The 14936-nt window shown below is 63.5% G+C and carries 14 protein-coding genes; 7 read left to right on the top strand and 7 right to left on the bottom strand.

Translation table 11 applies throughout. The features are described 5' to 3' along the window. Positions 1-79 precede the first annotated feature (79 nt). The 6 genes from BLW71_RS29135 (at position 80) to BLW71_RS29160 (ending at position 7533) form a co-directional block, all read left to right on the top strand. Positions 80-1783 (top strand): methyl-accepting chemotaxis protein, encoded by a 1704-nt coding sequence (locus BLW71_RS29135; protein WP_091805201.1) that lies wholly within the window; start codon positions 80-82, stop codon positions 1781-1783. Between the two features lie 549 nt (positions 1784-2332). Next, positions 2333-2584: a hypothetical protein gene (locus BLW71_RS29140; protein WP_007178686.1), complete on the top strand. Its 252-nt coding sequence runs from the start codon at positions 2333-2335 to the stop codon at positions 2582-2584. Between the two features lie 339 nt (positions 2585-2923). Then, positions 2924-3916 carry a DedA family protein/thiosulfate sulfurtransferase GlpE gene (locus BLW71_RS29145; RefSeq protein WP_091805204.1) on the top strand — a complete coding sequence of 331 codons (993 nt, stop codon included), beginning with the start codon at positions 2924-2926 and terminating at the stop codon, positions 3914-3916. A gap of 90 nt (positions 3917-4006) precedes the next feature. Beyond that, positions 4007-5740, top strand: coding sequence for an FAD-dependent oxidoreductase (locus tag BLW71_RS29150; protein ID WP_091805210.1), 1734 nt, complete (start codon positions 4007-4009; stop codon positions 5738-5740). A gap of 169 nt (positions 5741-5909) precedes the next feature. Continuing rightward, a complete protein-coding gene (locus BLW71_RS29155; protein ID WP_091805213.1) occupies positions 5910-6182 on the top strand; it encodes a hypothetical protein in 273 nt (90 codons plus the stop codon). Positions 6183-6279: 97 nt separating this feature from the next. After that, the gene (locus BLW71_RS29160) at positions 6280-7533 is read left to right on the top strand and encodes a winged helix-turn-helix domain-containing protein (protein ID WP_091805217.1); all 1254 of its coding nucleotides are present in this window, start codon (positions 6280-6282) and stop codon (positions 7531-7533) included. A gap of 20 nt (positions 7534-7553) precedes the next feature. Here the strand turns inward: BLW71_RS29160 and BLW71_RS29165 are convergent, their stop codons facing one another. The 7 genes from BLW71_RS29165 to BLW71_RS29195 all read right to left on the bottom strand — a co-directional run bounded on the left by BLW71_RS29165 (position 7554) and on the right by BLW71_RS29195 (position 13843). Next, the gene (locus BLW71_RS29165) at positions 7554-8153 is read right to left on the bottom strand and encodes a LysE family translocator (RefSeq protein ID WP_091805220.1); all 600 of its coding nucleotides are present in this window, start codon (positions 8151-8153) and stop codon (positions 7554-7556) included. A 226-nt stretch (positions 8154-8379) separates the two neighbouring features. Beyond that, a complete protein-coding gene (locus tag BLW71_RS29170) occupies positions 8380-8637 on the bottom strand; it encodes a hypothetical protein (protein WP_091809029.1) in 258 nt (85 codons plus the stop codon). A gap of 202 nt (positions 8638-8839) precedes the next feature. Then, complete coding sequence (locus BLW71_RS29175) at positions 8840-10048, bottom strand: osmoprotectant ABC transporter ATP-binding protein OsmV (protein ID WP_091805223.1); 1209 nt, start codon at positions 10046-10048, stop codon at positions 8840-8842. Beyond that, entirely contained in the window at positions 10045-10698 is a 654-nt protein-coding gene (locus BLW71_RS29180) for an ABC transporter permease (RefSeq protein ID WP_091805226.1), read from the bottom strand. Before BLW71_RS29180 ends, BLW71_RS29175 begins: the two co-directional genes overlap by 4 nt. 15 nt (positions 10699-10713) lie before the next feature. Next, on the bottom strand, positions 10714-11610 hold the full coding sequence (locus BLW71_RS29185) for a glycine betaine ABC transporter substrate-binding protein (protein WP_091805229.1): 897 nt from the start codon (positions 11608-11610) through the stop codon (positions 10714-10716). Next, entirely contained in the window at positions 11607-12323 is a 717-nt protein-coding gene (locus BLW71_RS29190) for an ABC transporter permease (protein WP_091805232.1), read from the bottom strand. Before BLW71_RS29190 ends, BLW71_RS29185 begins: the two co-directional genes overlap by 4 nt. Positions 12324-12943: 620 nt before the next feature. Then, positions 12944-13843 carry a DMT family transporter gene (locus tag BLW71_RS29195; protein ID WP_091805236.1) on the bottom strand — a complete coding sequence of 300 codons (900 nt, stop codon included), beginning with the start codon at positions 13841-13843 and terminating at the stop codon, positions 12944-12946. A gap of 157 nt (positions 13844-14000) precedes the next feature. On the opposite strand from BLW71_RS29195, the gene BLW71_RS29200 reads away from it, so the two are divergent. Beyond that, positions 14001-14918, top strand: coding sequence for a helix-turn-helix domain-containing protein (locus BLW71_RS29200; RefSeq protein ID WP_091805239.1), 918 nt, complete (start codon positions 14001-14003; stop codon positions 14916-14918). Positions 14919-14936 lie beyond the last annotated feature (18 nt).

Consider the following 14936-nt stretch of genomic DNA (forward strand, 5'->3'; position numbering starts at 1 on the left):
CACGGGGTTAATTGCCGTTAATCCTTGCGACCCAGTAAGCAGCGCGCGCACATGCGCGTCAGCACCAGCAAGGAAAGCCATGCGCAATAACCAGCCTGTCACCGGGCACGAGTACGAGTACCCTTCGTCGAATATGCTTGTCTCCGCGACCGACCTGACCGGCCGCATCCAGTACTGCAACCCCGCTTTCATCGCCGTCTCGGGCTTTACGCGCGACGAGCTGATCGGCCAGCCGCACAACCTGATCCGTCATCCGGACATGCCGCGCGAGGCCTTCGCCGACATGTGGGCGACGATCCGCGACGGCCGCCCATGGACGGCGCTCGTGAAGAACCGCCGCAAGAATGGCGATCACTACTGGGTGCAGGCCAACGTCACGCCGGTGGTCGAAAAAGGCACTGTGGTCGGCTATTTGAGCGTGCGCGTGAAACCGGAACGTGACGCGGTGCGCGCCGCCGAGACGCTGTACGCGCGCATGCGCGCAGGCGAGGCGCGCGGCATCCGGCTGCGCCGCGGCGTGGTGGTGCGCACCGGCCTGCTCGGGCGTCTGCAGGCGCTGATGCGCCTGCCTGTCGCCACGCGCGCGGCGGCCGGCTACGCGATCACGTTGCTGGCGCTGCTGCTGACCGGCCTCGTGGCTTGGGAAGGCACGCCGCCTGTGCCGTTCTGGATTGCGTTCGGCGTGACCGCGGTCGTCAGCATCGTGTCGTGGCAGATGTTGAAGCGGCAACTCGCCGCACCGATCAGCGATATGTCGGGATTCGCCACACGGCTCGCCGCGGGCGATCTGACCGCGGATCTGCAAATCGCGCGCCACGACGATCTTGGCGAAGTGCTCCAGGCACTGAATCAGTTGAAGGCGAATCTCGCCGCAATCGTCTACGACGTGCGCGCGCAGATCACCGGCATGCTCGACAACGCCCGCGAGATTTCCAGCGGCAATGTGGATCTTGCGCGGCGCACGGAGTTGCAGGCGGCGTCGCTCGAGGAAACCGCCGCCACCATGGAAGAGCTAACCACCACGGTGCAGGCCAACGCCGACGCCACCGTGCGCGCGCTCGATCTGGCGCGGGACGCGCAGGCAGCCGCAGCAGTCGGCGGCAAGATCGCGGGCCAGGTCGAGCAGACCATGGCCGGCATCACGGCGGCGTCGCAGCGTATCGCCGACATTACGAGCGTGATCGACGGCATTGCATTCCAGACCAACATTCTCGCGCTCAATGCGGCCGTCGAAGCCGCGCGGGCGGGCGAAGCAGGCCGCTCGTTCGCCGTGGTCGCGAGCGAAGTGCGAATGCTGGCGCAACGCTGCGCGGCGTCGTCGAAGGAAATCAAGTCGGTGGTCGAAGCGAGTACGACCGAAGTCGCGGCGGGCACGGAACTGGTTGCGCGCACCACCTCGCAAATGCGCGTGATCGACGAAGCGGTGGGCCGCGTGTCGTCGATCATCGTCGAAGTGGCGAATGCCAGCAGCGAACAGGCGGAAGGGATTCGCCAGGTCAATCAGGCGGTCTCGCATCTGGATGGCGCCATGCAGCAGAACGCGGCGCTCGTCGAGCAGGCGGCGGCGACCGCGCAGCGTCTCGCGGAACAGGCCGACGTGCTGGATGAGGCGGTGCGTCTGTTCACCGTTGCGCAAGCCACGCCCGCGCAACGCGTCACCAGCACGAAGCGTCATCAGGGCTTCACGCCCGATGCCGCGCAAACCGTTGCCGCCGACATCGAGCGACGCAGCGCGCCGGGCGTCGCACGCGATCTCGAACAGGACGAAGCCACAATGGTCTGATAGATCGGCGTTACTCCCACCTCGACAGCCCAGTATTGGCGCAGCAGGATGGATCCCGTCAGCGCCCAGTTGGTTGTAAGGGCAGGCTGACCCAAGTAACAACGGCGTTTAGCGGCCCGTCCCACTCATGGACGGGCTATTTTTTTGCCGGCTCTCACCACCTCTCACCACTTTCGACATCGCACTGCCCTATTCGCGCGCAGCTGGTCTGCGCGATGCACTAGCGCGGAGCGACCGACCGGCAGTGGGTCGCCGCATCCGCCTAACCAATGCGCGCGTCAACAGCGTGACAGTCATGGAGAAGAAGCGCACCGCCTCGGGGCACGAAAAATGCATTCGTCGTTGCCGGGAGTCGCGTTAAACTGGTTATCACGGCGGGACGTCACGACACGCGTTGCCCGGCGGGCCGCGCCAGTCAACACGCCTGGCGGTACGCGGCACACAGGCCGGTGAACGGGCAAATCCGTAGAGCGTGACCGTGGCGCGACAGACGTCGCACTATCCTGCCCGTACAATGGCTCGATCAACAACGGAACAAGGACAACTTCGATGCGCACTACCGGGTCCTCCGGGTCAATGGCCCTGCTCACCGAATACGACGACGCAACGGCGCGCGAACTCCGCTCGCTGCGCCTCGAATCGACAGAAGACGGCAAAGGCATTCTTTTGATCGAAGTCGATGAGCGCAAGCCAGGCATTCACCGCGAAGTGCGCTACGAAATCACGCCAGCCGAACTGATTGCCGCGATTCGCGCGCATGGCGCCGAACTGCCAGGCGAACAGCACAATCATCGTCAATGAAATACATCACGCGGCATTGCACTCGGGTGCAATTGCCGCGTGACGCTTACGCGGCGCCGCTCTTAAATTGCTTACCGATACGACGCCTACGGCATATCAATCGGGCATTATTTCCGCTTCGGCATGCGGCGTGTCATTCAAGCCTTTTCGCTTTGTTCGAATTGCGCTCCTAATGCGCCTTTCGAACGGTTCAGTGTGCTTGCGATAACGCTTTGAACGCCCGAATAACGGACGTCTTTTCGGGGCGTTTCCTCGTCTCGAAAATGCGTCCATAATCCTTGCATTCTCCTTCGCATTCCCTACCTGCGCCGCGCCCGAAAGGGCTGCGGATGTAAGCCGATGCTACATGATCTCGTCGAGCAGTATGGGCCGGCGCTCGTGTTCGTGAACGTGCTCGCCGCCTCGATCGGGCTGCCGGTTCCGGCCATGCCCTCGCTCGTGCTGTTCGGGGCGATGGCGGCCATGCATCCCGGCTCAGTGGGCACGCAGTTGGCGCCGGTGCTCATCCTGTCGATATTCGCCACGCTGATCGGTGACAGCGCGTGGTATTTCGCCGGCCGGATGTACGGCGGCAACACGCTGAAAGCGATTTGCCGGCTGTCGCTCTCGCGTGACACCTGCGTGAAAAAGACCGAACGGTTTTTCGGCCGCTGGGGTGTGCGCGTGCTGGCCGTGGCCAAGTTCGTGCCGGGCCTGTCGATCGTCTCGATTCCGATGGCGGGCGCCATGGGCACGCGCTATCGCACGTTTCTCACTTACGACAGCATCGGCGCCGCGTTGTGGTCCGGTACGGGCCTGATCATCGGTGCGTTGTTCGCGAAGCAGATCGATATGCTGTTCGCCCTGGCCGGGCGCCTCGGCCGCACCGCCGCGCTGGTCGCGGTCGCGTTGCTGCTGGCGTATGCCGCGTACCGCTGGATCCGCCGGCGCCAGCTGATTGCGAAGCTCGCGTCGGCGCGCATCGAAGTCGACGAACTGGCGGCGCTGGTGAAGGCCGGCAAGACGCCGGTGCTGTTCGACATCCGTTCGCATGAGAAGCGCAAGCTCGATCCGTTCGTGATTCCGGGCTCGCAATTCGCCGACGAGCGGCAGCTCGACGAGATCGTCGCGACCTATCCGCGCGATCAAAAGTTGGTGATCTACTGTTCCTGCCCGAATGAGATTTCCGCGGCATGGATGGCCAAACAATTGAACGAAGCCGGCTTCTCCGACGTGCTGCCGCTGCGCGGTGGCATGGAAGCCTGGCGCGACTCGGGCAAGCCGGTGGATTCGCTGCCCGACATGCCGCCGCCGGAAGTGGCGGTCGAGGACGTCGCGCCGAAGGCCGTGTAGCGCAAGCAGCGCAACTTGCATTTGCGCCATTCGGCGCCGCGCCGCTTCGCCTCCCGTTCGATCCGTCAATGAACACGAAGGAGCGGTTCAATGCTTTCGACTCAAGAAACTGAAGCACAACAACAAGCGGAAGGGCAACAGCAGGCCGTCGTCGCCGACGCGCCGTTTTCGTCTCTCTCGACGCGCATGCATCAGATGTTCCCCGCGCTCACCTGCGCGGAAATCGGTCGCCTGCGGCGGTTCGGCGAGATCGGTCACTGGAAGGCGGGTGAGCTGCTGTTCGAGACCGGCCACACCGGTCCCGGCATGTTCGTGCTGCTCGAAGGACGCGTGAAAGTCTATCAGCGCGATGGCATCGGGCGTGAAGTCCTGATCGGCGAGCACGGCGCAGGGCATTTTCTTGCCGAAGTCGGTCAATTGTCGGGACGGCCCGCGCTGGTCAACGGCATGGCGCTCAGTTCGGTGGAGGCATTGCTGATTCCACCGGAGGGGCTGCGCGCATTGATCGTCGCCGAAGCGGAACTCGGCGAGCGCATCATGCGCGCGTTGATTCTGCGGCGCGTGTCGCTGATCGAAAAAGGCGCCGGCGGGCCGATCCTGATCGGCAGCAGTAACGACGCGCGGCTTGTCATGCTGCAAGGCTTTCTGTCGCGCAACGGCCATCCCCATTCCGTGATCGACGAACGCGACGAAGACGCGTTGCGTCTCATCGAGCAATTCGCCGCGCAAAAAGAAGACATGCCGCTGGTGATCTGCCCGGACGGCTCGGTGCTGCGTCATCCGAGCATGCCGGAACTTGCCACGTGCCTGGGCTTGCTGCCCGATCTCGACGATGCGCATGTGTACGACGTCGCGATTGTCGGCGCGGGCCCGGCTGGGCTCGCCACCGCTGTGTACGCGGCCTCCGAAGGCCTGTCGGTGATCGTGCTGGACAGCCGCGCGCCAGGCGGCCAGGCCGGCGCAAGTTCACGAATCGAAAACTATCTCGGCTTTCCGACCGGTATTTCCGGCCAGGCGTTGGCCGGCCGCGCATTCGTGCAAGCGCAGAAATTCGGCGCGCACGTCGCGATTCCGGTCAACGTGAAGGCGCTGCATTGCGCAGAGCGGCCACATCGGCTGGAACTGAAGTGCGGCGGGCATATCACGGCGCGCGCCATTGTGATTGCGAGCGGCGCGGTTTACCGGCGCCCGGCGCTCGAAGGGCTAGACCGCTTCGAAGGGCGCGGGGTCTACTACTGGGCGTCGCCCGTCGAAGCGAAGCTGTGCAAGCGCCAGGAAGTCGTGCTGGTGGGCGGCGGCAACTCGGCCGGCCAGGCGATCGTGTATCTGGCCACGCATGCGGCCAAAGTCCACGTGCTGATCCGGCGCAGTGGTTTTGAAGCCACCATGTCGCGCTATCTGATCGACCGGATCCGCTCGTTGCCGAATGTGTTCGTGCATCCGAATTCGGAAATCGGCAAGCTGGATGCCGACGAAAGCGGCTTGTCGTCAGTCCGCCTGAAAAAACCGTTGCCCGATGGCACCGATCATTTCGACACGCGCCATCTGTTCCTGTTCACCGGCGCGGATCCGAATACCGACTGGCTGCGCACCTGCGGCGTGGAACTCGACGACAAGGGCTTCGTGCTGACGGGCACGAGCGTTGAAGGAGCGTCGGTCTGCGATCTCGCCACCACGGTCGAAGGCGTGTACGCGATCGGCGACGCTCGCGCCGGCTCGACGAAACGGGTGGCGGCGGCGGTCGGAGAAGGCGCTGCCGTGGTCGCTCAAATCCATCAACTACTGGCAGTGACAGCGGGCGACGCGGTCGCGCTGGGCGCCTGAAACAATCTCTCCTGAACCGCCCGCCGGCCTTGCAACCGCCGGCCGGCGGGTAACCTGCTGTTACACACCCCTTCAACTGGTTGCACCTGCTTTTCTTACTGTCTCGTAATATTGTAGTCAGCCATTCGACAGCGAATGGCCGGCTCTTTCGACACGACAGGAGACAAGCATGATCCAACGCGCGATCCTTTTCGCCGCCTTCGGCCTTGCCGCCGCCTGCGCCTCGACTGCCGCCTCGGCCAGGGTGGACGTCGGCGTCTTCGTCAACACGCCGGGACCCGTGTATGCAGCACCGCCGGTCTATGCGCCACCGCCGGTCGTGTACGCGCCGCAACCGGCCTATGGCTACGGCTACCGGGACGACTACTACCGCGGCCGCCGCTGGCATCACGATCATGGCCGTCACCGCGGCTGGGACCGGCATCACGGCCGCGGGTGGTGACAACATGGTTGGGCGCTTCACGCTACAGTAGCGGCTGCTGATTCAGGCCGGACCGGATGTCCGCCACCATCGCACTCACTCACTGATCGAAGCCCGCGTGAAGACCCTTCCGCTTTCCGCCGCCCGCACCTTGCATCTGGCCGCGCAAGGTTTGCTGACGCCGCCGCGCCGCAAGGCTGTCAAAGCAGACGTGCTCGACGCGATTCGCCGCATGGCGCAATTGCAGATCGACACGATCCACGTCGTCGCGCGCAGCCCCTATCTGGTGTTGTTCAGCCGGCTCGGCACCTATCCGCAGCAGTGGCTCGACGAGCATCTCGCCGAAGGCAAGCTGTTCGAGTACTGGTCGCATGAAGCCTGTTTCGTGCCGACCGAAGACTACGGCCTGCTGCGCCATCGCATGCTCGATCCGAGCGGCATGGGTTGGAAATACGCGGCCGAGTGGCACAAGAAGCATCGCAAGGACATTGAGAAGCTGCTCGCCCATATTCGCGCGACCGGTCCGGTCCGCTCCGCGGATTTCGCCCGCGAGGCGGGCAAGGGCAACGGCTGGTGGGACTGGAAGCCGGAGAAACGCCATCTGGAAGTGCTGTTCGCGATCGGGCAACTGATGGTGGCCGAGCGGCGCAATTTCCATCGCGTCTACGATCTGGCCGAACGCGTGCTGCCCGACTGGGACGACGCACGCGATCTGCCGCCGGCGCACATCGTGACCGAAGAAGTGTTACGCCGCACCTGCCGTGCGCTCGGCGTGGCGCGCGCCGATTGGGTCGCCGATTACTACCGCTTGCCGCGCCGCCCCTACCGCGACGAACTGCATGCGCTCGCCGAGCAGGGCGAGCTGATTCCGGTGCGCGTGGAAGGCTGGAAGCAGGACACGTTCGCTCATCACGACTTCGCCGCGATACTCGACGACGCCGCGAGCGGCAAGCTCGCGTCGACTGTCACCACGGTGTTGTCGCCGTTCGATCCGGTCGTGTGGGATCGCAAGCGCGCCGCTGCGCTGTTCGACTTCGACTATGCGATCGAATGCTATACGCCCGCCGCGAAGCGCAAATATGGTTACTTCGTGTTGCCGCTGCTGAGCCGCGGGCGTCTGGTCGGCCGCGTGGATGCGAAAGCGCATCGGACCCAAGGCGTGTTCGAACTGAAGTCGTTGCACATCGAACCGGGCGTGCGGCTGAGCGCCCGTCTTGCCGGCGATCTGCGCCGCGCGTTGCAACGCTGCGCGGATTGGCACGGCACGCCGCAACTGGAAATCACTGCCGCGCCGCCAGAATGGCTCGAAGCACTAAGCGTCGACGACGCCCCGCAAGAAGAAGTCCGCTCGCGAGCCGGCGCGGTCGCCTGAATGCGAGATCAGCGCCACGCTCAATGCAGCGCCGCCCATGCCAGCGACAAGGAAAACACGCCGAGCACGATCGAAGCGCCGCGCTGTACCTTCACCGGATTCAGCCAGGTGAGCTTGCCGCTGCCAAGCGCGGCACCGAACGCGATCCAGGCGAGCGCGATCGGCACCAACAGGCACGCGAACATCAGCATCGCAAACGCGTAGGCCGGCAGCTGCGCGAAGGCGATAGCCGGAAAGATCGTGCCGGCGAACAACAAGCCCTTAGGATTAAGCAGCGTCGCCACGAACAGCGTGCGCATGCCGCTCGCGCGCTGCGCCGAATCGGGCAACGCCACCGCCGCACGCCACATGTCGACGGCGAGGTAGGCAATGTACAAGCCAGCCGCCACGCGCAGCAGCGAGGGCAACCACGGCAGCGCATGGGCGGCCTGGGCTAGGAAATGTCCCCAGACCGAGATCGAGATGAAATAGCCGCCCAGTTCGGCTGCGATCAGCGGCAGCGAGCGCCGCACGCCCTGGCGCAAGCCGGCTGCCGCAAGCAGCGTATTGGTGGGGCCAGGCGTAATCAGCACGACGACAATGCCGACGGCCAGTAGCGCGATAGCAGACGCAGAGAGCATAAAAAAGGACGCAGTGTTGGAAACAGTGCGCCCTTTTTATCATAGACAGCCGTCCCGCCGAAATGTAGCGGCTCGATGCGGTGGGAATCGAACGGCGATTCGCCGCCGCGTTATTCCGCCACACCGGGCGATCACTTGGAAATCACCTGACAATGGCAACGCCCGCGCCAGATCGGCCAGCATGCCGATGCGAATCGCGCCGCCCGCAGACGCCGCGCCATTGCCTTTAGTGATCCAGCTTCGCGCGTAATTCGCGCGCGGCTTCCAGCAATCCTTCGTAACCCGAACGTGCGTGCTCCGGCAAATCGGGGTCGCCGACAAACGTACCGAGCGTTTCGATCAGGCTATACAGAATGCCCTTCGCGGCACCCGATGCAATGCTGCCCGAGGAGACCTGCTGATCCACGTGAGTGAGCGCTGCGTCGAGGTGCTCCAGGTCCGGCCGGTCGCCCGTGGGCGGTTTGGGCGTTACGTCTTGCGTCATGATGAAACTTCGCTCCTGTTGATGCATCGGTGAACAAGCCATCCTTTCACGTTGTTATATACCGATCGTGCGTTGCCGTCTATTCGTGATCAGAGCGAATGCGATCGACGTTAAGGTGTCGATCGATAAATCAGAAATTTCGCGCGGATGCTGTCGTGTTCGAGGAGGACGGCGCACGCTCAGCTTGACCTATTCGCCGATTTCACGCGTGTTGAGTCGCGGCAGCCTGCGCGGCCGCCGCGGCCGCCTCCGCCACGGCGACGGCAGGCGACACGATCGACGGCTGCCCCGTCTGCCGGCGCGAGCGGCCCGAACTGAGGTAGTCCGCAATCGAATCCTGTGTGACTTCGCCGACGTAACGGCCGTCGCCGTCCAGCACCGGCATCCATGACGAATTGAACTGGTACATCTTCGACAGCACGATGCGCAGATGCTCGTCCGCGCCGACCGTCGCCTTGAACGCGCTCAGGTGGTCGCCGCACACGCCTTCGCCCGCACGCGCCGCGCGGCGCGTCACATAACCGAGCGCCTGCTGGTTTCCGTCGACGATGGTCAGATAGCGGCTGTCGTTGTCATCCATCATCTGGAACGCACGCGAGACCGGCGTATCGGCGCGCGCGGTCTCCGGCTGGGTGGCGGCGTCGCCGGCTTTCACCAGCAAGAGGCGCTTCAACGTGCTGTCCTGACCGACGAACGCACCGACGAACTCGTCGCGTGGATGCGCGAGCAGCGTATCCGGATGGTCGTACTGCACCAGTTGGCCACGGCGGAACACGGCGACGCGGTCGCCGAGCTTGATCGCCTCGTCGATGTCGTGGCTCACCATGATCACCGTCTTGTTCAGTTGGCGCTGCATCTGGAAGAACTCGTTCTGAATCGACTCGCGATTGATCGGGTCGACTGCGCCGAACGGCTCGTCCATTAGCAGCACGGGCGGATCGGCGGCCAATGCGCGAATCACGCCGATGCGCTGCTGCTGACCACCCGACAGCTCGCGCGGATAACGCTTCAGATACTGCTTCGGATCGAGCGCCACCATCGACATCAACTCCGTGGCCCGCTCGCGGCAACGCTTCTTGTCCCAACCGAGCAAGCGCGGCACGACGGTGATGTTCTCTTCGATCGTCATGTTCGGGAACAGGCCGATCTGCTGGATCACGTAGCCGATGTGGCGGCGCAGTTCGACTTCATTCAAACCCGAAGTGTCTTCACCGTTGATCAGCACGCGCCCTGAGGTCGGCGCGATCAGACGGTTGATCATCTTCAGCGTGGTGGTCTTGCCGCAGCCCGACGGGCCGAGAAATACGCAGATTTCGCCTTCGCCCACCGTGAGGCTCACCGAGTCGACCGCCTTCACCTGCTGGCCGTCCTTTTGCGTAAACGTCTTGGTCAGTTTGTCGAGTTCGATCATGTCTTTTGTACTCCCTTCGGGGTCAGAAAGCGTTGCAGCGCCTGCAGCAGCAGGTCGGCGACGATCGCGAGCAAACTCACGAGCACGGCGCCCACCAACAGTTTCATCATGTTGCTTTGGCCAATCGCGCGGATGATCAGCGTGCCGAGACCGCCCGCGCCGATCACCGCGGCAATCGTCATCACGCCGATGTTCATCACCACCGCCGTGCGCACACCGCCGAGAATCACCGGCACGGCGAGCGGCAAATCGACGAGGCGCAGCCGCTGCCACACCGTCATGCCGATGCCGATACCCGCTTCCTTGATGCCGGCGTCGACGTTGCGTAGCGCGAGGTAGGTGTTGCGCATGATCGGCAGCAGCGAATAGAGGAACACGGCGGTAATCGCCGGCACCGCGCCGATGCCCTGGCCGAAGCGCGAGAACACGGGAATCATCAAGCCGAAGAGCGCGATGGACGGCAAGGTCAGCACCACCGTCGCAATGCTCAGCAGCGGCGCGGCGAGCCATTCGTGCCGATTGATCAGGATACCCAGGGGTACGCCGACAACAATCGCGCAGCCCACCGCGATCCCCACCAGCCACACGTGTTGCGCCGTGAGTTGCAGTAATTCAGGCCAGTTGGCCGATAGATAGTCGAATACAGTCATCGTGAGGTTCTCCGCTCAGGGCAGCTTGTGCGTGCGCAGGAATTCCGCCGCGACCTCGCGCACCGGTTTGCCGTCGACGTCGACCTGCTTGTTCATCTCGAGCATGGTGTCGTTGTTCAGCGCGTCGGACAACGCGTTCAACTGCGGCGCGAGTTGCGGGTTCTGGTCGAGCGTCGCTTTGCGCACCACCGGCGTGGCGTTGTACGCGGGAAAGTAGTGGCGATCGTCTTCGAGCGGCACGATGTTGAAGCCCTTCACCCGGCCGTCCGTCGTGTAGATCAACCCGATCGGCACCTGGTTGTTATGCAGCGCCGTGTAGACGAGGCCCGGATCCATCTGCCGCGTTTCCTCGCGGCTGAATTGCATGCCGTAGGCGGCTTCGAGCGGCTTCAGGCCGTCCGGACGATTGGCGAACTCCGCGTCCATGGCGAACACGTGCTTCTTTTTCGGCTCCGCCGCCATCTTCGCGGCGAGTTGCGAAATCGTGCGGATACCGGTTTGCTGCGCCACCTGTTGCGGCAAGCCGAGCGCGTATGTGTTGTTCAACGGCGAGCAATCGAGCCAGACGAGGCCACGTTTCGCGTCCAGCGCTTTCACGCGTTCATACATGGTCTTCGGATCGAGCTTTTCGGTGATCTTGTTGTAGACGATCGCGGCCGTGCCCGTGTATTCCCACGTGATATCGACCTGTCCGTTCTCCTGCGCGCTGCGCAACAGCGTGCTGCCGAGACCGGTGCGCGCATCGATCGTGTAGCCCTTCGCGCGCAGGTATTGCGACGTGATCTCGGTAAGAACGTATTGCTCAGTGAAGTTTTTTCCACCGAGCACGAGCGTTGCCGCGCTAGCGTGAAGGCTCGTGAAGAGCAAAGCACCGGCCGCGATCCAGCGGCCGCGTTTGAACAGATCGATCATGCCGTCACCCCGCGCCGTGCGAGCAGGTAGCGGCTGCCGGCCGAGACGATGCCGTCCAGCACCAGCGCGAGAATCGCGGTGGCCGCCGCGCCGAGCAGAAGCTGCTGCTGGTTGTTCAGGTAGATGCCCGGGAAAATCAGCGTGCCGAGACTATCCGCGCCGATCAGATAGGCGAGCGGCGCGCTGCCTACGTTGATCGCCAGCGCAGTGCGCACGCCGCCGACGATAATCGGCATCGCGTTGGGCAACTCCACGCGCAACAGCGATTGCCAGCCTGTCATGCCGAGCCCGCGCGCCGCCTCGCGCAGCGCGGGCGACACGTTCTTCATGCCTTCGTAGGCATTGCGTGTGATAGGCAGCAACGACGCGAGAAACAGCGCGACCAGCGCCGGTATATCGCCAATGCCGAAGATGCCTAGCGCGATGGCCAGCACGGCCAGCGAGGGAATCGTGTTGCCGATGTTGAAAATCTGCATGAAGCGTTCGGCGTGACGCGCGAACGACGGGCGGCTGAGCAACACACCGGCGGGGATGCCGACCAGCAGCGCAAGAACCATGGAATAGCCGACGAGCAGCAGATGCCGCTTCGTGTAATAGACCAGATCAGGTGCGTACTGATGCAGCGCAGCGGGGTCGATCGCGCGACCCAGCAACGCGATGACAATACCGATGGCTACAAGACTGCCGATCAGTCTGGCAGGACGATGAATCATGAAGATGCGCCTCCTTGTTCGAGCGACGCGCGCAAACAGCCACGCCGCACAGGCGTCGTGACGACGCTGCGAATGGGAAGTTCGGGACGCGGCACATGCCGCGAGGTGAACCGAGGGGTGCCAAGGCGTTTGTGTTTGCCCGGCGCGAGGGCGGGGTGAATTCGCCTTCGGTGGCGAACCAGTCAGCAAAACTGGTGCCAGATCCATCGATGATTTGGACAGCAGCGTCGAGCCGCTTGTCCGACGGAGGTTTGGGGCCTCCTTTGAGTGCCGGTTCGCACCGGCGCTAGGGCGTTTGCAAAGTGTTGCCAGTTTGCACTCAACCCCTTCCAACTTAGCCTATTTGGCTGCTATCTCGCGATTAGGATGCAACGATTATAAGTGCGTTGGGCGGATCCGTCTACCCATGTGGTTAATGCGGAGGCGCTGGCGGCGTTCGCACGCCTCCATTTCCGGCTGTACTCGGGGTCCCGAATAAGCTCACCAATGCGCTGACCGACCGCGTCATTAGCCCCCGAAAACGCTCACCTCAAACGCCGGCGGGTGCGCAGACGACCGTTGGGAATTTCACCTTTGAGCGAACGGATCAATGCGACGCCCGCCCCCTGCCAGGATGCCCGTCAGGAGGTTCGCACCCGTCGCACGAAGATGCGCCGTGTAAGATCGAATGCCACCAGATTGCCGGCGACCACCAGCAACAGGCCGACCACGGCTAGCGCCGACCACTGATAACCTTCGAATACTGTCGATACCGCCAGCGCCACGATCGGGAACAACACCGTGCAGTAAGCCGCACGCTCGGGTCCAATGCGCCCGACCAGCATCAGGTAAGCCGTAAAGCCGATCACCGAGCCAAAAATGGCGAGATAGGCGAGCGCGCCGAGATAACGCGCGGACGGTTCGACAGCGAACGAGAAACCTGCCAATACGCTTCCCACCGTCAGGACGCTAGCGCCGATCATCATCGCCCAGCTATTGGTGGCGAAAGGGTGCAAGCCCATCGATTGCATGCGGCTTGACAGCAGGTTGCCGGCCGAAAAGCACAGCGTGCCGAGAAACGCGATTCCCAGACCCAACCACGCGGCGTGATCGCCGAGATGTCCCGCCATCTGCTGCACGAACAGACACACGATGCCAACGAGCCCGAGCAACGCCCCGGCAATTGCCGTGGGTTGCAAAGGCCGGCCCATGAACAGCCGACCGTTGATCGAATTCAGCAGCGGCGCGGTGGAAAACACCACTGCCACGAGGCCGCTCGGCACGACCTGTTCGGCGTAGTAAAAGCACAGGAAGTTAAGGCAGAAGAGCGCCAACCCTTGCGCGACCAGAAATCGCCACGCGGCGCGCGGCGGCCAGATCGGCCGGCGCATGATACGCAGCAAAGCGAACAGCACCAGTGCGGCGATCCAGAAACGCCAGGCAATCGACACCGGCGGCGGTACGGCCCCCAGTTGCCATTTAATTGCGATCCACGTGGTGCCCCAGATCAGAACGGTGGCGACATACAGCGAAAGATTCATGGCCAAGCCTGCAACAGCGAATACGGGAACTCACTATGCCGCAGCCCCGTCGGTTGCACTTGTCCAAAATTGCGCATTTTCCGGTAGTGGCAAGCCGCCTCGCGCGGGTCGCCGTATACTGACGCTCATTCAGTCAAGACAAGTTTCCGCCCGTTTCGTGAACGCCAGACCGCCCGCCACCGCGACCCACTCCGCCGAAACGCCGTTCGGCCTTCAGTCGGTGTGTCACACGCTGAGCAGCGCCAACGCCAATCTGGACCGTTTCGCGTGGCTCGGCGACCGGCTGGCCATCGCCGTCTGGACGCGCGACACGGAAGAAGCCGAAACCATCTACGAACGCCCCGGCCATCACACGCTGTCGTGCTACCTGGATGGCGGTTATCGCACCGAGCGCCAAAAAATGCCCGGGCATTACGGCGCTCCGTCGCGACTCTGCGCACTGCCCGGTGACCACGAGTCACGCTGGTGGGTACGGGGGCACATGCATTTCATGCATCTGTACTTCCTGCCGGAGCATTTCACCCAGCGCGCCGTTCAGGAGCTCGATCGCGAGCCGCGCGAACTGACCCTCGCCGACCGCACGTATTTCGAAGACGCGCGCATCGCCAGTCTGTGTCAATCGCTGGCGAATGAGGACTGGCAAGATCCTGACGGCTTGCTGCGCACCAATGAAACCGCCCATCAGGTGCTCAGTCTGCTGTTGCGCGCCCAAGGCGTGCGCCGCACGGATGCGTCGCTCAAAGGCGGTCTGTCCGTCGCGACTCGCCGGCGGCTGCGCGACTATATCGAAAGCCATCTGGCGCAGACGCTCACGCTCGGCGAGCTTGCCGGCGTCGCGGCGTTGTCGGAATTTCATCTTGCGCGCATGTTCCGCACTTCGTTCGGACTGCCACCCGCCGCGTGGATCGCGCAACAGCGGCTCGAACGCGCGCGTACTTTGTTACGGACTACGACGCTGCCGCTCACGCAGGTCGCCGAACAATGCGGCTATGCGAATGCCAGCCATTTCAGCCACCGGTTCCGCGAGAGTGTAGGCGTCGCGCCGACCGCGTATCGGCAGGCGGTTGCCGGCTGATGCGGAATGACGGCATGT

The organism is Burkholderia sp. WP9, from assembly GCF_900104795.1.
Taxonomy (GTDB): domain Bacteria; phylum Pseudomonadota; class Gammaproteobacteria; order Burkholderiales; family Burkholderiaceae; genus Paraburkholderia.